Source organism: Achromobacter sp. GbtcB20, from assembly GCF_019091095.1.
In the GTDB taxonomy this organism is placed as follows: Bacteria; Pseudomonadota; Gammaproteobacteria; order Burkholderiales; family Burkholderiaceae_B; genus Achromobacter; species Achromobacter mucicolens.
Map to the genome: position 1 here is coordinate 19,307 of NZ_JAGXJZ010000004.1, position 21,449 is coordinate 40,755.

Annotated in this window: 13 protein-coding genes; 4 read left to right on the forward strand and 9 right to left on the reverse strand. The window is 66.4% G+C overall.

From position 1 onward, the window contains the following. Positions 1-7 precede the first annotated feature (7 nt). The 3 genes from KVT32_RS07535 to KVT32_RS07545 all read right to left on the reverse strand — a co-directional run bounded on the left by KVT32_RS07535 (position 8) and on the right by KVT32_RS07545 (position 3,157). Complete coding sequence (locus tag KVT32_RS07535) at positions 8-997, reverse strand: tripartite tricarboxylate transporter substrate binding protein (protein ID WP_152384531.1); 990 nt, start codon at positions 995-997, stop codon at positions 8-10. A gap of 78 nt (positions 998-1,075) precedes the next feature. After that, positions 1,076-2,128, reverse strand: coding sequence for a hydroxyacid dehydrogenase (locus tag KVT32_RS07540; RefSeq protein ID WP_217617938.1), 1,053 nt, complete (start codon positions 2,126-2,128; stop codon positions 1,076-1,078). Between the two features lie 129 nt (positions 2,129-2,257). Next, positions 2,258-3,157, reverse strand: coding sequence for a LysR family transcriptional regulator (locus tag KVT32_RS07545; RefSeq protein ID WP_152384529.1), 900 nt, complete (start codon positions 3,155-3,157; stop codon positions 2,258-2,260). A gap of 164 nt (positions 3,158-3,321) precedes the next feature. Here KVT32_RS07545 and KVT32_RS07550 point away from each other — a divergent pair, with 164 nt between their 5' ends. Beyond that, on the forward strand, positions 3,322-4,503 hold the full coding sequence (locus tag KVT32_RS07550) for an alpha-hydroxy acid oxidase (protein WP_217617939.1): 1,182 nt from the start codon (positions 3,322-3,324) through the stop codon (positions 4,501-4,503). Here KVT32_RS07550 and KVT32_RS07555 read toward each other — a convergent pair. From KVT32_RS07555 to KVT32_RS07580, 6 genes are all read right to left on the reverse strand, one after another. Further along, positions 4,477-5,313 (reverse strand): TlpA disulfide reductase family protein, encoded by an 837-nt coding sequence (locus KVT32_RS07555; RefSeq protein ID WP_152384527.1) that lies wholly within the window; start codon positions 5,311-5,313, stop codon positions 4,477-4,479. The genes KVT32_RS07550 and KVT32_RS07555 overlap by 27 nt on opposite strands. Before the next feature lie 91 nt (positions 5,314-5,404). Then, positions 5,405-7,519 (reverse strand): HlyD family efflux transporter periplasmic adaptor subunit, encoded by a 2,115-nt coding sequence (locus KVT32_RS07560; protein WP_217617940.1) that lies wholly within the window; start codon positions 7,517-7,519, stop codon positions 5,405-5,407. 13 nt (positions 7,520-7,532) lie between these two features. Beyond that, positions 7,533-8,972 (reverse strand): efflux RND transporter periplasmic adaptor subunit, encoded by a 1,440-nt coding sequence (locus KVT32_RS07565; protein WP_217617941.1) that lies wholly within the window; start codon positions 8,970-8,972, stop codon positions 7,533-7,535. 18 nt (positions 8,973-8,990) lie between these two features. Then, on the reverse strand, positions 8,991-9,767 hold the full coding sequence (locus KVT32_RS07570; RefSeq protein ID WP_217617942.1) for an efflux RND transporter periplasmic adaptor subunit: 777 nt from the start codon (positions 9,765-9,767) through the stop codon (positions 8,991-8,993). Further along, a complete protein-coding gene (locus KVT32_RS07575; RefSeq protein WP_217617943.1) occupies positions 9,764-11,401 on the reverse strand; it encodes a TolC family protein in 1,638 nt (545 codons plus the stop codon). Before KVT32_RS07575 ends, KVT32_RS07570 begins: the two co-directional genes overlap by 4 nt. Positions 11,402-11,436: 35 nt before the next feature. Further along, entirely contained in the window at positions 11,437-18,663 is a 7,227-nt protein-coding gene (locus tag KVT32_RS07580) for a DUF4347 domain-containing protein (protein WP_217617944.1), read from the reverse strand. A gap of 328 nt (positions 18,664-18,991) precedes the next feature. On the opposite strand from KVT32_RS07580, the gene KVT32_RS07585 reads away from it, so the two are divergent. From KVT32_RS07585 to KVT32_RS07595, 3 genes are all read left to right on the forward strand, one after another. Continuing rightward, positions 18,992-19,783, forward strand: a complete 792-nt coding sequence (locus tag KVT32_RS07585; RefSeq protein ID WP_056318565.1) for an amino acid ABC transporter substrate-binding protein — start codon at positions 18,992-18,994, stop codon at positions 19,781-19,783. A gap of 131 nt (positions 19,784-19,914) precedes the next feature. Next, positions 19,915-20,568, forward strand: coding sequence for an amino acid ABC transporter permease (locus KVT32_RS07590; RefSeq protein ID WP_056318568.1), 654 nt, complete (start codon positions 19,915-19,917; stop codon positions 20,566-20,568). Between the two features lie 31 nt (positions 20,569-20,599). Further along, positions 20,600-21,352 (forward strand): amino acid ABC transporter ATP-binding protein, encoded by a 753-nt coding sequence (locus tag KVT32_RS07595; protein WP_056318838.1) that lies wholly within the window; start codon positions 20,600-20,602, stop codon positions 21,350-21,352. The last annotated feature ends 97 nt before the right edge of the window (positions 21,353-21,449 follow it).

A 21,449-nucleotide genomic window follows, 5' to 3' on the forward strand; every position in this document is an offset into this window, starting at 1 on the left:
GGCCGGATTACTTGTCGAGCCAGGGCGCTTCCTTCCAGAGCTGGCGGAATTGCGCTTCACCCGCCGAAAGTTCCTTGGCGTATTCCGCGGGCGGCAGGTAGCGCAGCGGTGCAAACATCTCGCGGGCCTTGGCCTGGAATTGGGGATCTTCCACCGTGCGCTGGACGGCCGAAACCAGCTTCGTGCGGACCTCGTCGGGCAAGCCCTTGGGTGCGGCCAGGCCGCGCAGCGAAGCCAGTTCGAAGTCGAACCCCTGTTCCTTGAAGGTGGGCACGTCGGGCAGCGCGGCAGAGCGGGTATTGCCCATCTGTCCCAAAAAGCGCAGCGGCGTGCCCCCTTTCCGGTACTGAAGCGCCTCGCCCACGTTGATGGCGCCGATCGTGATCTCGCCGCTTGCCAACGCGCCGCGCACCTCTCCGGCGCCCTTGTACGGGATGTGGCTCAGTTTGGTGCCTGACGTGCGTTCGAAACGGAGCATGGCCAGGTGGTCGTCCGAGCCGGTGCCCGTGGTGCCGACGGTGACCTTGCCGGGATTCTGCTTTGCATAGGCAGCCAATTCCGCCAGATTCTTGATCGGATTGTCGTTCAGCACCGAGAACGCGCCCGGATCATCGATCAGGTTGCCGAGCAGATCGTAGCTTTGCCACGTGAAGTCCGTCTTGCGCTCGATGGGAATCGTCAGCAGATTCGGCGTGTTGATGAAGCCGATGGTGTAACCGTCCGGCTGAGCGCGCGCCAGTTCCGCAAAGCCGATGGCGCCGCCCGCGCCCGGCCGGTTCAGCACCACGATGCGCGCGTCGCCGCCCAGGTACTTTTGCAGGAAGGGCGCCATCATCCGGGCGACCAGGTCGGTGCCGCCGCCCGGTCCGTAAGACACGATCAGGTTGATCGGCCGTTCGGGATAGCCGGCCGCCTGCGCGGCGCCGGAAAACAGGGCGGCGCCTGCGAGCAGGGTAGCCAGGGTGCGCAGCGTGCGGCGCTTGGTCTGTTGTTGCATGGTTGTCTCCTTTGGATGTTTTTGCGGTCACGGCCTGTCGCGTGCCTTGCGGCGCGGGCAGGCACGAATGCCGCGTTGTTATGTCAGGCTGGCAATGCGCTCGGCGGCCCGGGGCCAGACCTCCGGGTTGACGAGTTGCGGCGGCCGCTCGCCGCGCAGCATGGCGGCAAGCTGCGTTGCCGAGGAACGGGCGACGCTACGGCGCGCTTCGTGCGTGACGCCCGCGGTGTGGAAGGTGGCGACGACGTTGTTCAATGCCAGCAGCGGGGCCGACCGGTCGGGCGGTTCCTGCTCCCATACGTCCAGCCCGGCGCCTCGCAGGTGTCCGCCCCGCAACGCGTCATGCAGCGCGCTTTCGTCATGAATGCCGCCGCGGGCCGTCGAAATGAACACCGCGCCGGGTTTCATCGCCGCAAAGGCGCGCGCGCCGAACAGGCCGCGCGTGGAGGCGTCCAGCGGGCAATGCAGCGAGACGATATCGGACTGCGACAGCAGTTCGTCCAGCCCGACCGGTTCAGCGCCGCGCGCGCGGATGGTCGCGGCGTTCAGCAGCGGATCGTGGGCGATGACGCGCAGACCAAAGCCTTGGGCAATGCGGGCCACGCAGGTGCCGATCTTGCCAATGCCCACCAAGCCGATGACCGCGCCGTGGATCTCGTGGCCCATCAGGTCTTCGCGCGAAAAGCCGGTGTCATGGCGCAGGCGGTTATGCGATTCGACGATCCGGCGTTGCACGGCCAGCAGCAGCGCGTAGGTGTGTTCGGCCACGGACTCGGCGTTACCGCCGGCCTGGTTCACGACGGCGATGCCGGCGGCCGTGCAGGCTGGCACATCGATGGTGTCGTAGCCCGCGCCGCCCGACGAGACGCACACGAGGTTCGGGCACTGCGCGATCAATGAGTCGCCGACAAACCACTGGCGCGGCAGCTCGTCCTTGGCCGCGGACACATGGTAGGCATGAGCGGATTTCAATCCGGCAAGCGTGCGGGCGTCGTCGCCCTTCGCGGGAAGCACCGACAGCGCGATGCCGGGCGTGGCGCCGATGATTTCGTCAAATACGGGGTTCAGCCACAGGTCCAGGCGGACAAGCCGGGCGGGGCGGTCGTGCGGGGTGAATCCGGAATCCGGCATGGGGCCTTATCTCCAAGTCAGTCCGACTGGACTCTACGCCCGCCAAAAGGGGAGATAAAGCGAATAATTTTCTGCTCAATAGAACGCTTTTGTGAAACTGTCGAGATCTTCTTCGAGAGGCACTTGCGCTCACACCATCCCCGAGGGCGCATGAAAATCCAGGCAGGCCTCGGCGTGCGCGCGCAGCGTTTCCAACATGGGCCGCGTGTCGTCGCGGCGCCATTGGAAGGTGTAGGTAAGCGGGCGCAGGGGCGCGAATCCGGGCAGGGGGTGCAAGTCGCCCCGGTCGATCAGGATGCGTGCCCAGGCCGATGGCAGGAAGCCCAGCCCCAGGCCTTGGCGGAGCATGGCCGCGATGCCGCCCCAACCGTTGCAGCACTGGTTGCGGCCCGGCGACACGCGTTGCTCGGTCAGCCAGTCGTCCAGGACGCGGATGGCGCCCGAGCTTTGCGGCAGGGTGATGAGCGTCAGGCCGGGCAGGTCGGCGGGGGTGAGCGTCTGGGGATTGGGGACGGCGCCGGCCGCGGCCACCCATTCGAAGTGGGCGCTGCCGATGACGCGCGACGCGATCGACGGCCGGGAAGAGGGGCCCGCGATGACGGCAAAGTCGAGTTCGCCTTCTTCCAGGCCGCGCTCGACCAGTTCGCCCACGCCCACGAAGGGTTCGACCAGCAGATCGGGGTGGTCGAGTTGAATCACTTCAATCAGGCGGGCCATCCAGGTCAGTGAGGTCAGCTCGCCCGCGCCAAACCGGCAGCGGCCCGAATAGCTGAGGTTGTTGCTGGCCTGCTGCATGAACTGGTCGGCGTTGCGCAGCAGATCCTTGGCGTGCGGCACCAGTTGTTCGCCCAGCGCGGTCAACGTGGCGCTGCGGGCGCTGCGGCTGAAGAGTTCAGCCCCGATGGACGATTCCAGTTCGCCGATCCGCTTGGACAACGACGAAACCGAAATATTCAGCCGGTTCGCGGCGATGGCGAAGTTCTTGCAGGTGGCGGCCCAGTAGAAGGCTTCGAGTTGCTTGAGCGTCATGAGAGGATGCAATCCGGCGGCGCAGGATGGTGAGGGCGAATAAAAGTGTAGGGAACAAGATCAATAAAGTCACTTTATTCAAACTGCCGTCGCGCCTATAGTCCCCGCCAATACCGACAACGACAGGACGGCCGCTCGTCGCGCGAGCGCCCCGAGGAGCCCACATGCCCGATCCGCTGCGCCGCATGCTCAGTCTGCACGACTTCGAAGCCGCCGCCAGAAAGCGGCTGCCCAAACCCATCTATGCGTACGTGTCAGGCGCGGTCGAGGACGGCCATTCGGAACGCGGCAACCGCGACGCGTTCGCCGAATATGGTTTTCTGCCCAAGGTGCTGGTGAACGTGTCCGCGCGAAGCACCCGGTGCACGGTGCTGGGCCGGGAGTTCGCCGCGCCTGTGGGTGTGGCGCCCATGGGCATTTCGGCGATATCCGGTTACCGCGGCGATATCGTGATGGCCAAGGCGGCCGCGGATGCCGGCGTGCCCTGCATCATGAGCGGTTCGTCGCTGATCCGGCTGGAAACCGTGATGGAGCAGGCGCCGGGCACCTGGTTTCAGGCCTATCTGCCCGGCGACGACGCCCAGATCGCCGCGCTCATCGATCGCGTGGCGGCGGCCGGCGTCGGCACGCTCGTCCTGACGGTCGACACGCCGGTGGCCGCGAATCGCGAGAACAACGTGCGCGCCGGGTTCTCGACGCCGCTGCGGCCAAGCCTGGGCCTGGCGTGGCAGGGGCTGACGCATCCCCGGTGGCTGTTTGGCACGTTCCTGCGCACGTTGTTGCGTCACGGCATGCCGCACTTCGAGAACAACTATGCGACCCGGGGCGCGCCCATCCTGTCGGCCAGCGTGCTGCGCGACTTCTCCGACCGCGGCCACCTGAACTGGGAACACGTGGCCGCCATCCGCCGGCGCTGGCGGGGCCAGATGGTGCTCAAGGGCGTCTTGCATCCCGACGACGCGCGGACGGCGCTCGCGCAGGGCATGGACGGCATCATCGTGTCCAACCACGGTGGCCGGCAGCTGGACGGCAGCGTGCCGCCGCTGCACGCCTTGCCCGCCATCGTGGACGCGGTGGGCGGCCGCATGGAGGTGATGCTGGACAGCGGCGTGCGCCGCGGAACGGACGTGATCAAGGCGTTGGCGCTGGGCGCGCGCTGCGTGTTCGTGGGGCGCCCGTTCAACTATGCGGCGACGGTCGCGGGGCAGCGCGGCGTGGCGCACGCAATCGCGCTGATCGCCGAGGAAGTCAAGCGCGACATGGGCCTGCTGGGCGTCGTGGATGTCAGGGAATTGAACACCGAATTCCTGCAACGCGCTTCACGGCTTGCTGGACGCGGCGCGTAAGGCATCCAGACGCTGGGCCAGCGTGGCGGCCGACAATTCGCCCACGCGCAGGTCCACCATCCGTCCACTGGCATCCAGGAATAGCGTTGCCGGCAGGCCACGGTTGCTGAGCTGGCGTGACGCGTCGCTAGCCGGGTCCATCAGCACGTTTTGAAGCGCCGGCGCGTGCTGACGCAGGTATTGCGTGATCTCGGGCGGGGCTTCGCCCTGGTTCAGGAACACGAAGTGCACGTCCGGGTGAGCAGCTTGCGCCGCTTCGAAGGCAGGCATCTCGCGCCGGCACGGCGGGCACCAGCTTGCCCACAGATTGACGACAGTGGGCTTGCCTTGATAGGCGGATAGCGCCACGGGGACGGCGTTCAGGTCCTGCAGGCGAAGCTGCGCGAGCGCCGGCGGCGGTTGATCCGGCGGCGCCAGCAGGCGGCCCCCAGCAAGCCAGGTGGCCGTGGCCAACGCCAGGGCGCCGATGACGGCCGGCCTTGGCACGCCGCGGCGCAGCATGGCCGCCACGGCATAGATCCAGGCGGCCGCCAGACCCCATGTGCCGGCCCAACCGCCGTCGCGCACGTCCAACACGGCCAAGGGGTTCTGTACGAACGGATCCCGGTATTGCCAGACAAAGCCCAGCCGTGCGGCCAGCAGACCCACGATCAGGGCGCCCCACAGCACGCCGGAGACGTCGGCGCGGCGGCCATCCCGGCCGGTGCGGTTCAGCAGGTGCGCCGCGAGCAGTCCAACAAGGGCGGCGGCGGCCAGGACGGCGAGTTCGGCGGGGAAAACAAGCGGGCCAAGACGGATGGCGGGCGGCATGCAGGTTCCTGATGGGAGAAGGCCGCCAGCCTAGCACGGCGCGGCCAGCCGGCAGGCTGGCGCGATCCGGCCCAGACCGGCATGGATTCCGTCAGAAGCCAATTTCCCGTTGCAGCGTCGCGACCGCAAGGCGGATGCCCGCGCCGATGAAGCTCTGGCGCCCCGCGCCCAGTTGCGCGGTGCCGTTCAGCTCGCGGTCCATGCCAGGTGCCCCGTCGCAGTCCGCAAAGCGTACCTGCCAGGTTGCGCGCAAAGGCACCAGCCCATGCGTCTTTGCGTCCCGCTCCGCCGGAATCGGACCGCCGTACGTGCTGGCAACGCTGAGCTCATCCAGCGTGGATACGTTGACGGGGTCGATGGCCTGGACGCGGCAGGTGCGGGCGGCCATTTCGGGCAGGCTCGCGACGAACACGGCGGATTGCCCCGGCGCCAGCCGCGCAACCGCTTCTTCTCCCACGTAAGCATTGCCCTTCACGCCATCCGGCGCGACCAGGTCGTACAGCCGTTCTCCGCGTGGCAGCCAAGTGCCTGGCGCCTGTCCTTCACCGTCGGCCTGCACGATGCCGTCGAAAGGGGCGCGCACGCTCAGCTGCGCGATCTGCGCTTGCAGACCCGCCACGGTTTCGCGCGCGGCGGACCATCGGCTTGTCAGCGCCGTGCCTTGCTGGCGCAGGCGGTCGTCGAAGGGTTGCTGTTCGACTTGCCACCGCAACTGCTTTTCTTCGGCCGTGGCGGCCGCGAGCGTGGCCTGCAGGTCGGGAGACACCAGCACGGCCAGGACATCGCCGGCCTGGACGCGCTGGCCGTCGCGAGCGGGCGGCGGGGTGTCGGCCAGATAGCCAGCCGCCACCGTGTACAGCCCTTGCGCCCGCTGCGGTCCCAGCACGGCCGGCGCGCTGACGCCGGCATGCCAGGGCACGACAAAGAATGCCACGACCGCCGCGCCCAGCAGCGCACTGCGCACCGTCTGGAAATTCCAGTGCAGGTCCTCACGACGCGAACCGATCGCCTTGACCTCGTTCCACACGGGGCGCAGGATGAACCACCACAACTCGACGCAGAACAACAGCATGCCGAGGACTTTGAAAAAGGCGTGATAAACGATCAGCGCAATCGCCATGAACACCATCAGGCGATATAGCCAGGTGGCGAACGAAAAGGCGACCAGGAAGCGTCGTCGCTGCGTGCTGCACGGTTCGGGCTGCGGATCGCCCAGTCCGAACAGCCGCTCGCGCAGCCACCAGCGGCCCATGGCAAAAGCGCGGTCATGCAGGTTTGGCATCTCCAGCCAATCCGACAGCAGGAAGTAGCCGTCAAAGCGCATGAACGGGCTGGCGTTGATCGCCAACGTGGCTACCCACGTCGTGGTGGCAAGCAGGAAAGCGCCGGACCGTAGCGGGCCGTCCGGCAGCAGGCTCCACGCCAGCGTGGCGAAGGCGGCGAGCGCCAGTTCGCTAAGCATGCCGGCCGCACCGATCTGAAGGCGTTCGCGTCGGCCCTGTACCTTCCACGCCTCGGTCGTGTCGGTGTACAGCATCGGAAACATCACCAGCAACGCCACGCCCATCGTCGGGACCCGGCATCCGTGCCGTTGCGCCGTATAGGCATGCGCCAGTTCGTGCAGGATCTTGGCAAATCCGAGGGCGACGCCCACGCCGATCAGGCCGCGCCAGTCGGCGTAACCCTGGAATGTGTGCAGGAATTCGTCCCAGCGCCGCGAGGCCAGGACCAGGCCGACGAGCGCAACGGCCGCGACCAGCCACCAGAACGCCGGGCGGAAGGCGAACGACACGTGGCGCGCGGTAGCGCGCAGGAAACCCATCGGATGCCATAGCGGAATCCGGATCATCAGGTAGTGCTTGAGCAGCCACATCGCTCGCGAAGTCTGCTGCGCGGCCTCGTGCTGTTGCAGCCGCTCGGTATCGGCGCTGGTTTCGGACACCAGCAGGTTCTGCTGGCGCAGCATGCGCGCCAGCGCCTCCAGGTCGTCCAGCGTGACGGTCAGCGTGGTGTCGCGGTTGACGGCGTTCACAATGGCCTGCGCATCGTCCAGGGGCCAGCGCGACAGGATTTCGAACGCGGGCCAGCCGATCTGGAAAAAGCGGTTAGCGGCGGGGTCATGCAGCATCCAGGTCGGTGCGCCGTCGGGCGTGGCGGCGCCCGGCGTCAGCGTCAGTTCCTGGCGGAGTTGGGGAAGGCGGGCCATGGTGACAGTGGCGCTACCAACCCAGCCACTGGCGGGCCTGGGTCAGCGGGCGGCGCAGCACGTAATAAATGGCCGGTACCCAAGAGCCCTGGATGCGGGCCGTCCCCATGGAGCCCAGCGGCGGCTGCGTGCCGTCGGCATGCAGGCTGGCGCGCACCCGATACGCCAACACCCCATCGGGCGTGGGTTCGGCGCGCCAGGCCACCGATTCGATTCGCGCGTCGTAGCTCGACAGCGGTGAACTCTTGGGATAGAACGTCAGCGGCGTGCCGGGCTGCACGTCGATGTTGTCGGCCACCGGCAGCCAGGCGGTCACCTGCACGCGTGCGGGATCAGCCAGCAGCAGAATCTTCTCGCCCACCGCCACGGCCTTGCCGGTCCATTCGTTGGGGTCGCTGAAGATCGCCACGCCGGCGCGCGGCGCATTGACATTCACACGCGCCAACTGCCGCGCGGTGTAGTCCAGCTCGACGCGGCTTTGGTCGAGCTTGCCCTGGCGTTCCACCATGTCCAGACGGGTACGGTCGTCGGTGACGGCGAGCTGGGCCGTCTGCCGGTACTCCTCTTGCGCGGTGGCGAAATTCTTGTCGGCCAGCGCATGGCGCGAACGCAGCGTGGTGGCGTCCAGGCTCAGCAGCGGGGTTCCGCTATCGACGGCCTGGTTCGGCTTGATGTGCAGCTGGTCGATGACGCCGTCCAGCGGCGAACGAACCACGTAGGCGTCTTGCGGGGTGACGTCCGCCGGGGCTAGCACCGTCAGCCGCACGGGGATCAGGCACAAGCCTGCAAGGGCGAGCAGCACCCGCCGTTGCGTACGGCCGGGACGCAGCGCGCTGCGGGCGCGGGCGCGCCAGGTGGCGCGCGGCGCGAAGGCTTCGAAGCCATGCGCCCAGACCTGTCCCAGTTCGGCCAGCAGCACCGAATCCACCGGGGACCAGGCCTGCTCGCGCGCGAACACCACGCCACCCAGGGGCCGGCCCGTGCGGTCGGCTAGCGGCAGCCATGCGGCGTGCGCCGGCCACCAGGCACTCCATTCGTCGGCCAGGTGCGGCGCATCGGCGCGCAGGTCTTCGGCGGTGAACGTGCGCACCTGCGGGCGGCGGGGCAGGACGGGGGCCGGCTGGCCTTGCACCTTGGCGGTGTCCGGCGGCGTGGACCGAGGTCCACGGGCCAACACCTTGCACACCGCGCTCAGCCACTGCACGTAGGGAGCGTTGGGATCGCTTTGCGGCAGGCCCGAGACCGCCGCAATATGACCCGGCGCGTCGCCGCGCCACCAGGCGGCCTGCCGATACGGCACGAGCCCCAGGGTTTCATTGACCAGGGTGAAGCCCAGCATCTTCTCACTGGCGGCCGCGCGTGCGCGGGACGATAGCTGCCATAGCAGCGCGAACTGCCTGCCGTCCAGCCGGACCTGTTGCGTGGCGTCGTTCGCCGTCTGTGATGCGGTCATGCCGTTACCGTGTTGCCGTCAGCGTGCGAAGGTCGTCCAGCCGCTCATGCCGGGCAAGAGCTCGGCCGCGCCCGTCGTCAAGGCAGCCGTCACGTCAACGGTCTGCGTGACCGGATCGACCCGGGCGCCGATGCGCGCCACCTTGGCGGGATAGGCTTTGCCGGACTCGTCGACCTGCACGCTCAGCGCATGGCCGGGCTTCAGCCAGACCAGCCACTTGGACGGCACGATCATCTTCAGTTCCAGATGGCTGGTGTCGACGATCGTGAGCAGGGGCTTGCCCGGCTCGGCAAATTGCTGCGGCGACGCGCTGCGCTTGGAGACCCGGCCATCGAAGGGCGCGGCGATGGCACACTTGCGCACGGTCGCCTGCATGTAGGCCACGTCTGCGGAACTGGAATTGTGCTTGGCCTGAGCCTGCTGCACCTCCAGGTCGCCGATCGAGTTCGTGGCGCGCAGCTTGCGGTTCACGGCGAGCAGTTCGCCTGCGCCCGCGGCGTCGGCCTGGGCCTTGCGCAGTTGGGCGTTGAACAGCGAGCAATCCAGGGTGACCAGCATGTCGCCGGCACGGAACATGTCGCCGTCGCGGTAGGGCAGCGATGCGATCTTGGCCGAGATTTCGCTCGAGACCTCGACCTGGTCGCGGGCCACCAGCTGGACGCGGATCTTCGAGCCCGGTTCGTCGGCCGCCGGTGCCGCGGCGGGCGCCACGGCATCCGGCGCTGCCAGCGCCAGTCGCGTGGCAAGCAGCAACGCGGCCGCGCAAACCGCCCGGCCGTGAAAAAAGTGCGTCATTTCTGAAGGGTCCCGGGCATCGAGGTGGCAGGCGCCGCGGCGGCCAGCGCGGACTTTTGCGCAGCGGCCGCCGTATCGGCGCCGGGGGCATGCGCGCCGCGCGCATCCGCGCCGCTCGCCAGCGCGCCCCATCGCTTCTGTTCCTGGGCGATCGATGCTTCCACCGCTGCCAGATCGTTGCTCGCCAGCTTCTCGCCCAACGGGTCCAGGCCAAGCGTGGCCAGCATCTGGCCGTAAGCGCTTTCCAGCTCGCCATAGCTTTGGTACACGCGCAGCTCGGACATCATTGCCGCCGTGGCCGCGCGAATCTCGTCCAGTTTGCCCTGCGCCGTGGCGACGGTGGCATTGTGGGTGTGCGTGAGAAGCTGCTGATCGACGTCGTTGGCCTGCTTGTACAGATCGAACTGGCGGGTCTTGGCGGCAAGCTGGCTGCGCGACAGGTGCACCTGCGACAGCACGGCCATGCTCAGCGCCATGCGCTGCGCCTGGGCCACATCCAGTTGGGCCTGCGCCGCGCCGCGGATATTGCCCGCGTTCAGCGCGTTCAACAGGTTCCAGCTGATGCTGACGCCGGCGGACTGCCAGGTGTTGTAAACCAGGAAGCTGTTGCTGTCGTAATGCGTTCCCAGGCTCAGCTCGATGCCAGGCAGCAGCTTGGCAATGGCCTTGTGCGTCTCATTGACGCTGATGCGTTCGTTGTAGCTGGCCTCGACCAGCTCGGGACGGCGCTGCAGCGCCATGTCTTCCATCTTGTCCATCGGCATGTCGAATGCCGGCACCTGGAAGGTGTCGCTGCCGGCCAGTGTGAAGTCCGAGCTGGGGTCCAGGTTCATCAGCGCGGCCAGGCGCGGCTTGGCTTCTTCCAGCTGGGTGCGTACCACTTCCAGCTGGCGCATCAGGTCCAGCAGGATGCGCTGGTAGGTCAGCGTGGTGATCGGCGAGCGCAGACCCTGCGCCTGCTCGCGGCGCGAGTCTTCCAACGCCACGCGTGCCTGCTCCAGCAACGGGCCGACGCGGTCGCGCAGGCGTTGTGCGCCCAAGGTCTGCCAGTAGCTTTCACGCACCTGCTGCATGAGAAGCTGCACGACCTTGCGGCGGCGCTGTTCCAGCACCAGCACGTGGTCGGCTTGCTGCTTGGCCTCGAAGTAGCTGACGCCGAAGTCCAGAAGGTTCCACGACAGGTTCAGGTCGGCAGTGCGGCTGTTCTGATCGGTCGAAAAGGACGGGATCAGCGACTCTTCGCCGGTATACAGGCCTTCCGAACCGGAGGCCAGCGGGTGGTTGCGGTGGTTGTAGCCCGCCTGCGCGGTCAGCTTGGGAAGCAGGTTGAAGTTGGACAGGTCAAGTTGCCGCTGCGACAGGGCCTCTTCCATCATCTTCAGGCGATGGTCCAGGTTATAGCGGACCGCGCGCGCCATGGCCTGGTCCAGCGTGATGGGACCGCTGACGGGCTCTTGCTGGTCGAACAGTTTGGCGCGCTCGGCGCTGGCCGTGGCGGCGCGATCGATCTCCGTGAACGGCTGGGGCTTGATCGCGCAGCCGGTCAGCCAGACCAGGGCGAGGGCGGCGGCGATCAGGGCGGGGCGCGGCACGCGTCCCTGGGGCGTCTTCTTGTTCACGTCGGCGTTTCTCATCGGAGTAAATGCGGGGGTAAGGGCGAAACCTTGGGTCATGACCGGTGCTCGGTTGCAGTGTGGGGGGCCGCAGACGGCGCCGCGTCGTTGTGCGAAATGTGCAAGGCAGCCATCGCGTTGGCGAATTGCGCGGCCAGCGAGTCCTTGGCGGCGGGCAACGCGGCGCGGGGCTCGCTGATGCCGGGGCGGGCCGGGGCGGCCGGCTGGTTGTCCCGGGCCTCGAAGTGCAGGACGAACTCTCGGCTGAAGCCGCCGGCCTGAAGCACGATGCGCAGCTGGTCTACACCAGCCGGGGGCGTGCCTGTCAGCTCGCCGGAATCGGCGTCGTAGTGCAGCCAGGCCGGTAGCGGGGCGCCGCCGGGCAATCTTGCGGTGGTGATGGAGTGAAGGTCGGCGCGCATCGCCTGCGCATCCATCACGAACGGCATCTTCACGACCACCGAGAACGCAACGCCAGCGACATATCGCTGTGGGATGTCGACGGAAGGCAACGCCTGGACGCGCGAGGTGAAGTCGAGCTCCGGCGGGATGTAACGGAAATCGCCGGTGACGCGCTCGATCTTGGGGACGCCCACCGGGCTCGGCGCCATGCCTGGGTTACGGCCTTCTTGCGCAACGAGCGTGTAGAAGGGCGTGCTTGCGTCTCCCACGCGCCCGGTGGGCAATTCATACACGCCCGTCTCGATGGCCGGCGCCTGGGCGGGATTCAGATAGCGCTCGGACGTATCGCCGTTGTCATCCCGAAGCGCCGTGTCCACATTCTGCTGCGGCTGCGGCAGGATGGGAACGCCAACCTGGCTGGACGCGGACACGCCTTCGATGTGGAGCGTGCGCTGCAGGGCTGCGCTCGATTTGTCGCCATTGGCCACGCTAAACAACAGCGTGCGCGTGCCGTCGGTGGATTCGGCCTGCGAGTCGCGGTAGGTGACCGCGGCCAGTGCGGCCTGCCACTGCGCTACCGTCGCCGCGCCATTGACCGAGCGCAGCGTCAGCACGCCCGATGCGGGATCGTAGCTGGCCACGATGTCGCCGGTTTGCGCGGTTGCCGCGAAGCCCAGCACATCGCGTTGCGGATCGAACGTACCGCTGAAGGACACGGTGGCCGTGGTGGGCGGCGTGGCATTGCGGTCGGTCAGCGTAATGCCGGTGCCCACCGCGACCGGGCTGGCATCCTGGCTGGCGGTGTAGACGGGCGATGCGCCGTCGTCGCTCAGGTGCGGCGTCTGCCGCACTGCGGTGATGGCGACATCGCGCGAGAAGACCGCGCTGGTCTGGGCGCCGTCGTTGACCGCAATGCCGATGCTGCGGGTGACGGCATCGGGCGTGATGGCGGTGTTGGTGTAGGTGATGGCGCGCAGCGCGGCCTGCCATTGCGCCAGGGTGGCGGAGCCGCCGGCCGAGGTCAGCGTGAGCGTGCCGTGGGCCGCATCGTAGGTGGCGGCGATGTTGCCCATCGTCAGGCCGTCGTTGATGAAGCCAAGCAGGTCCTCGCTGGCAACGAATCCCGCGCCGATCTGGACGGTGGCCGAGGTCAGCGTTGCGTTGTCAGCGTCGGACAGCGCAATGCCGGTGTCGATGGCCACCGGCGTCGAGGCCATGTTGTCGCCCGAGATGAATGGCGCCGCGCCAGTGCTGCCGGACGAAATCACCGGCGTTTGACCGGTGGCGGTGACGGTGACGTCGCGCGTGTGGATGGCGCTGGCCTTGGCGCCGTCGCTGACCGCAAAGCCGATGCTACGGTTTGCGGTATCGGGCGTGATGGCCGTGTTGAGGTAGGTGACGGCGCGCAGCGCGGCCTGCCACTGTGCAAGCGTGGCGGTGCCGCCCGCCGAGTTCAGCATCAGCGTGCCATGAGCCGCATCGTACGTGGCGGCGATGTTGCCCATCGTCAGGCCGTCATTGGCAAAGCCGAGCACGTCCTGGCCGGCATGAAAGCCGGCGCCGATCTGCACGGTGGCCGAGGCCAGCGTCGCGTTGTCCAGGTCGGACAGCGCGATGCCGCCGTCCACGGTCACGGGCGTCGAGACCGTGTTGTTGCCCGAGACGAAGGACGCGGCACCGGTGCTGCCGGAGGAAATCACCGGCGTCTGATCGGTGGCGGTGACGGTGACGTCGCGCGTGAGCGTGGTGCTGCGCTTGATGCCGTCGTTGACCGCAAAGCCGATGCTGCGGGTGACGGTATCTGGCGTAACGGCCGTGTTGCGATAGGTGACGGCGCGCAGCGCAGCCTGCCATTGCGCCAGCGTGGCGGTGCCGCCGGCCGAGGTCAGCGTCAGCGTGCCGTTGACCGCGTCGTAGGCTGCGACGATATTACCCATCGTCACGCCATCGTTGGCGAACGCAAGCACGTCCTGGCCGGCACGGAAGCCGGCGCCGATCTGCACGGTGGCCGAGGCCAGCGTCGCGTTATCGAGGTCGGACAGCGCAATGCCGCTGTCCACGGTCACGGGCGTCGAAGCCGTGTTGTCACCTGCCACGAAAGATGCCGCACCGGTGCTGCCGGACGAGATCAACGGCGTCTGGTCAGTGGCCGTCACCGTGATGGCGCGCGTCAGGACGTTGCTGAACTGCGGGCCGGCATTGACGGAAAAACTGATCGTGCGCGTCGCCGTATTGGGCGAGACCCGGGTGTCGGCGTAGGTGATCGAGCGCAACGCGGCCTGCCATTGCGCCAGCGTCGCGGTGCCGCTCGCCGAGTTCAGGGTAAGCACGCCGGTCAGCACGTTGTAACTGCCGGTGATGTCGCCCATGGTCAAGCCGTTGTTGACGAACGACAGAACGTCTTCGGCTGAATGCAGATTTCCCGTGATGGCGACGACGGCCGAGTCGACGACGTTGCCCAGCGGGGAGGCAAGGAGCAGGCCGCCATCGATGACGACCGGGCTGGACGACGTATTGTCACCCGCCACGAACGAGACGGAGCCCGTGCTGGGGCTGGACAATGCGGGCGCCGAACTGATGACGTCAACGGTGTAGGACAGCGGCGCGCTGGTCTTGACGCCGTCGCTGATGGTGAACTCGACTGTGCGCGCACCCAGCGGCGCGCTGGCCGCGGCCGAGAAGTGGATGTTGGCCAGCAGCGATTGCCACTGCGCGAGCGTGCCGCCGGTGGATGCGATGGTCAGCTTGCCCAGGGCGGCATCATAGGTAACGGTCATCCCATTCGTCAGCGTCGATGGCGGCAGGTCGAAGTTCAGGATGTCGCCCTGCTGCAGGCCCGACGTAATCCGCGCTTCCAGTGTCAGCGCCACGAGCGAAGCTCCCGCGACATTGCGGTCCGTCAGCGTCAGGCCGCTGTCGATGATCTTGCCGCTTTGGCCCGGCAGGTAGGTCACGCTGTCGCCCGAGCTGCCCAGCACGGGCGTCTGATGAGTGGCGATGACGATGATGGCCTTGTCGGAGATGCCGCTGGACTTGGCGCCGTCGTTGACCGAGAAGGAAATGGTGCGGTTGAAGGTCTGCGGTACGGCCGACGTGGCGGCATAAGTGACCGAGCGCAGCGCGGCCTGCCATTGCGCGGTGGTGGAGCCGCCGGCCGAGGTCAGCGTCAACGTGCCCGTTGCGGCATCGAACGTCGCCTGGATGTCGCCAAACGATCCGCTGCCCATCGCCAGCACGTCCTCGCCCATCTGGTAATTGCCCGTGATCCTTACCGTGGCCGAGACCATGGTCGGCGTGTCCGGATCGCTTAGCGTCAGCGACGCATCGATCATGACGGGCGTGGACGGCGCGTTGTCGGCCGATGTGAAGGTTGAGCTGCCGCCGCTGTTCGTCAGCACTGGCGACTGATCAACCCGCTGGACATCGATCATGCGCTGGATACTGGCGCTGACCTTGAAGCCGTCGGTGATGACGAAGTTGATGGTGCGCTGCGTCGTGCTCGGCACCGCCGCAATGTCCGTGAACCGGATGGAACGCAGCGCGGATTGCCATTGCGCCAGCGTGGCCGAGCCGTTGCTGGAAGTCAGCACAAGCACGCCGGACGAATAGGACCCGGTAATGTTGCCCATCGTCGCGCCGTCGTTGGTAAACAGCAGCGTGTCGCCGTTGCTGTCATAACCGCTGGCGATCACGACGTTGGCCTGCGTCAGGGTGGCGCTGTCGAGGTCACTGACCATGATGCCAGCATCGATCACGATGGCGCTACCGGGCGCGTTGTCGCCTTGTGTGAAAGTAACGCTGCCGGCCGAGCCGGAAAGGATAGGGGTTTGCGTGGAGGCCGTAACCGTTATCGCTGTCTGGGCGGCCGCGCTGATCTTTGTGCCGTCGCTGACACTGAAATTGACGGTACGCGTGGCGGTGCTCGGCACGACCGCGGTCGAGGTGAACGTGACTGCCTGGAGCGCGTTTTGCCACTGGGCAAGCGTTGCCGTTCTGCCGCTTGAAGTCAACGTCAACACGCCGTTGACGTAGGTGGCAAAGATGTTGCCGTACAGCGCTGCATTGTTGTTGATGTAACGCAGCTCGTCGGTCTGCTGGTAGTTGCCGGAAATGGTGACAACAGCCTGCTGCAGCGGGCCGCCGTCCGCATCGCTGACGGTAATGGCGCTGTTGACGACAACGGGCGTGGAGGCCGAGTTGTCGCCGGATACAAAATGGGCGGTGTTGCCGCTGTTGCCCAGCAATGGGGTCTGGTCGGTCGCGGTCACAGTGACCGAGCGCGCGGCGACGGCGCTGGTCTGCGTGCCATCGCTGATCTGGAAGCTGACCGTGCGCGTGGCGCTGCTGGGCACGACCAGATCATTGGTGAAGCGGATGGATCGCAGGGCGGTCTGCCATTGCGCCAGCGAGGCGCCGCCCGCGGAGGTCAGCGTCAGGACGCCCGTGCCACTGTCGTAGACGCCGGAAATATCGCCCGACGTCGCCGGATTGCCGATAAAGACGAGTTCGTCGTGATTCACCTGGAAATTGCCGGTGATCGCGACGGTCGCGCTGGCCAGTGTGGCGCTGTTGCCGCCGCTGAGCGTGAGGCCCGCGTCGACGGCGACGGGCGTGGAGATCGTGTTGTCGCCGCTGGTGAACGACGCGGAGCCGGCACCAGGGGTGACCGCCAGAGGCGTTTCAACCTGGACGCTGTGATGCAGCGGCGCGCTGGTGCTGGCGCTGTCCCGCACCGAGAATGTGATGTCGCGCAGGCCGGCGGATGTCGAGGCGCCAGCCGAGAACGTCACGGCCCGCAGTGCGTTCTGCCACTGGGCTACGGTGGCGTTGTCGGACACGGAAGTCAAGGACAAGGTTCTCGTCGCCGAGTCGTAACTCCCGATGATGTCGCCGTACAGGGACACACTGGAGTTATTGAACGACAGGGTATCGCCCGCGATGTAGCCGGCAGAAATCGTCACGGTCCCGGCCGGCAGCTTCAGGCTGTCCGCGTCGCTGACGCTGATGGTGCTATTGACGACGATGCCTGCAGAGCCCGCCACGTAGTTGGTGTTGGCGGGCGAGGCGTCGCTGACGAGGGGCGTCTGGGGCGTTTCCGTGATCGTGATATTGCGGGTGGCAACATCGCTGTCGTTCTGTCCGTCACTGAACGAAAAAGCGATCGACCGAGTTGTGTCCGAGAGGCTGGGCGAGGTCATCGTGCTGGAAAACGTGACTGACCGCAGCGCGGCTTGCCATTGCGCGAGGCTTGCGGTGCCGGTCAGCCGGAGCTCGCCGACGCTTGCGTTGTAGCTGCCTGAGATGCCGTTTTGCGCCGTGAATCCCAGTTGATCGCCGACGACAAAATTGGTGATCCGTACCGTCGCCGAGATAGCAGTGGACGTTCCGCTCAGCGTCAGGCCCGGATCGATGGCGACCGCTGTGCCGCCTACGCCGTTATTGGCCGATGACCACGCCGCATTGCCGGGGCTGGTGGTGACGAACGCGCCCACTTCGGTATAAGCCAGGTTGTCCAGTGAGGGTTGGAAGGCGCCGGTATCGTTCTGGTCGATCAGTGAAAACGAGACGATGTTGTCGAACGCCGAACCCAGCTGGTTCTGGTTCGATACCGTACCCACGAATCCGCCTACCGTAGCCGTCGCCAACTGGATCAGTGCGCTGTGCGATCCATCCTTGTAGTTAGCCTGGATGTACAGGTCACCATTGAAAGAACTGAGATCGAAGCCTTGCAGCGAAAATGTGTGGCCGTTGGCTAGCGAGATCGTCACGCTTCTCATGACTGAGGTGCCGTCGGCATTGAGCAGCAGCACGCCGTCGGTCGGGCCGTCGGTAATATCGGTCGGCCCGAACGGGCTATTGCTGTCGTTGTATGCGTAGGAATTGGCCGCCCGGTCAAATGTGTACGTAATGCCATTCAGCGTAAATTGCGACTGGCCAACGGCAGAAAAATTGTTGGAGGCGGCGGTATCGTAGGTTTCGGTCGTGACCGCAAGCAGGCCGCCGTACTGCGCCAGCGCGATCGGCGAAGCGTTCAACGTGGATTGAACGTCGCCCGCGTGATACTCGAGTGTCCAGTCCCCGCCCCGCGTCGCGGCGCCCGTGGCGTCGGTGGAGGCCGCGACGTCCAGGTGCGAGAGGTCGGCGATCTGGCGCACCAACGCCTGCCCATCGGCCTGCTGTGCGATGTCGCATCCGTAGATCAGGAAATCGCCACCCGGGTTCATCGCCGCGCCGATCCGCGCCAGGTCGGCGCTGTGCGCCGCCAGCGAGGAGGCGGTCAGCCAGGTCGAGCCGGCCTGGATCGCGCCGTTGGAGCCGTGCGAAATCAGGCTGATCGCGTCCACGCCGGGATGCGATTGGAGATATTGCGCAATCTGGGCAAAGCCGTCGGATCGGGCATCCAGCACGACATACTGCGTGCCAGGAGCCAGCCCGTCGATCAGGGTCTGATACTTTTCGACACTGGGATCGATGAACACCACCTGCGATTGCAGGCTCGACACCGCGATGCCGTCGGCGGCCGCCTGCTGGTCTTGTTGCTGCCTGTCGGCGGTCTGGGTTCCGTCCTGCGCAGTCTGGCGGCCCGCCGACTGGGCCTGGGCGGCGGCGGGCGGGGGCGTATCCGAGGCTCGAGGCTGACCGGCCGAAACGGCTGGCGGCGTGGCGTTAGCTTGGGAAGGGGCGTCGGCCTGAGGTTCGCCGGCGCGATGGATCTCCGGCGCGGGATCGGCCTGGTGGGGTTGCGCGGAGAGCGCCGCCACCGAGGCGTCATAGACAATGCGAGGCTCCAGCGCCATCAGCAGGGGAGACGCCGCCACGGCGGGGCGGGGGCGGTTGGCGCCGTTCAGGCTGCCCGCCAACCATTGTTTGACCTTCTTCATGACCTGCTTCTCCATGCCGCCAGCGGCTGTCGCCGTAAACGAGCCTGGAGACCCAGGGTGTCGAAGTCCGCAATATTCGGGGCGTTGTATCGCGATCTTACAACTTAATGTGTCAATAGTGACGAGTATTAACATTATTTTTCTCGTCCGTAACTTAGCCGCCTCAGAAGCGCGAAGGCATTCGTCGAGGGCTCGAAACGCAACCACCGCAGAAACGTCGGCGACCGCCCGCCGGCGCTTCCCGCCAGGAACGCTAAAATACCGCCTCGCGGCTTTTTGGCCAGCCTTTCCGGTATCCCCCTACCTGCGCCTGGCGCACCCCACAACGATGAAAAAACTGACAGCTGTACTTCTTGTGTCCGCAACCTCGCTGCTCACGGCCTGCGGTCCTGGCGACAACGCGCCCGCCGCGAGCGCCCAGGCGCCGGCCGCGCCCAAGAAGGTTGTCGTGGGCCTGGACGACAATTTCCCGCCCATGGGATTTCGCGACGCCAGCAACCAGATTGTCGGTTTTGACATCGACATGGCCAAGGAAGCCAGCAAGCGCCTGGGCATCGAAGTGGAGTTCAAGCCCATCGACTGGAGCGCCAAGGAAGCCGAGCTGAACGGCAAGCGCGTCGACGTGCTGTGGAACGGCCTGACCATCACGGAAGAGCGCAAGAAGAACATCAGCTTCACCGCGCCCTACATGGCCAACCACCAGATCATCATCGTGGGCAACACCTCGCCCGTGAAGGTCAAGAATGACCTGGCCGGCAAGGTCGTCGGCGCGCAGGACGGCAGCAGCGCCACCGACGCCATCGCCAAGGATCCGGTTGCCGCGCAGATCAAGGAAGTGAAGAAGTTCGGCGACAACGTCACCGCGCTGATGGACCTGGCCGCGGGCCGTCTGGACGCCATCGTCGTCGACGAAGTCGTGGGCCGCTACCTCATCAGCAAGCGCGCGGGCGAATACCGCGTGCTGGAAGAGAACTTCGGCACGGAAGACTACGGCGTCGGCGTGCGCAAGGACGACACCGAACTCCTGGCCAAGCTGGACAAGACGCTGGACTCGATGAAGCAGGACGGCACCGCCGGCCGCATCGCCACGCAGTGGTTCGGCGCCAACATCATCAAGTAAACGAGAAAAGCGCCCGCGGCCCAACCGGCCGCGGCGCCTTTGCCGTTGCAGTTCGCAGCCCGCCGCGGCACCGCAAGGCCAGGCGGGCTCGCCCATGATTCTCTCTTGCCCGCGCGGCGCGAACCCACTGCATGGACTACGTACTTTCCCTTCTGGGGCCCATGGCGCAAGGCGCGAAAGTGACCTTGACGCTGTTTTTCATCACGCTGGCGCTTGCCGTGCCGCTGGGCCTTGTGCTGGCCTTGGCGCGCATCTCGAAGTGGCCGCTGCTGAGCCGCGCCGTCAATGGCTATATCTGGCTGATGCGCGGCACGCCGCTGATGCTCCAGATGCTGTTCATCTATTTCGCGCTGCCGTTCGTGCCGGTGATCGGCATCCGGCTGCCCGACTTTCCGGCGGCCGTCGTGGCGTTTGCCCTGAACTACGCCGCATATTTCGCCGAGATCTTCCGCGCCGGCATCCAGTCGGTGGACCGTGGCCAGTACGAAGGCAGCAAGGTGCTGGGCATGACCTACCTGCAGACGCTGCGCCGCATCGTCCTGCCGCAGATGGTGCAGCGCGTGTTGCCCCCCATGAGCAACGAGACCATCACGCTGGTCAAGGACACCTCGCTCATCTACGTGCTGGCCCTCAATGACATCCTGCGCACCGCGCGCGGCATCGTGCAGCGCGACTTCACGACCACGCCGTTCCTGGTCGCCGCGGCTTTCTACCTGTTGATGACGCTGCTCCTGACGTGGTTCTTCCAGCACATGGAAAAGCGCTATGCCAAATATGACCAGTAATTCCCCGGCCGGGCTGAACATGCGCCCGGTCATGATCGAAGCCCGCCACATCGTCAAATCCTTCGGCGCGAACCGGGTGCTGGACGACGTTTCGTTGACCCTGGAGCAGGGCGAGGTGGTCGCGGTGATCGGCCCGTCGGGCTCTGGCAAGAGCACGTTCCTGCGCTGCCTGAATCACCTTGAGACCATCGACGAAGGCAGTATCGTGGTGGAAGGCGAAACCATGGCGGCCGCCGTCACCGGCGCGCGCAGCCAATACGCCAGCGACGCCGACGTGCGCCGCATCTGCCGCAAGATGGGCATGGTGTTCCAGTCGTTCAACCTGTTTCCGCACATGACGGTGCTGCAGAACATCATCGAGGCGCCCATCACCGTCAAGGGCATGACCCGCGCCCAGATCGTGCCCAAGGCCGAAGAACTGCTGCGCAAGGTCGGCCTTCTGAACAAGCGCGACAACTATCCCACCCGCCTGTCCGGCGGCCAGAAGCAGCGCGTCGCCATTGCCCGCGCGCTGGCCATGGAGCCCGACATCATGCTGTTCGACGAGCCCACCTCGGCGCTGGACCCGGAACTGACCGGCGAAGTGCTGCGCACCATGAAGCAGTTGGCCGACGAACGCATGACCATGCTGGTCGTGACCCACGAAATGGGCTTCGCGCGCGAAGTGGCGCATCGCGTCATCTTCATGGACGACGGCCGCATCGTCGAGGAAGCGCCTTCCGCCGCGTTCTTTGCCGCGCCCCGGCATGCGCGCAGCCGGGAGTTCCTGGCGCATATGCTTTGAGTAAGCGGCCTGGGTGGGGCGTTGCGCCAGAGAACCCGAGCGTATCCTCCGTGTGCCATGCACAAGGTTGGGACGACGGGCATATTTAAGAAGCTTT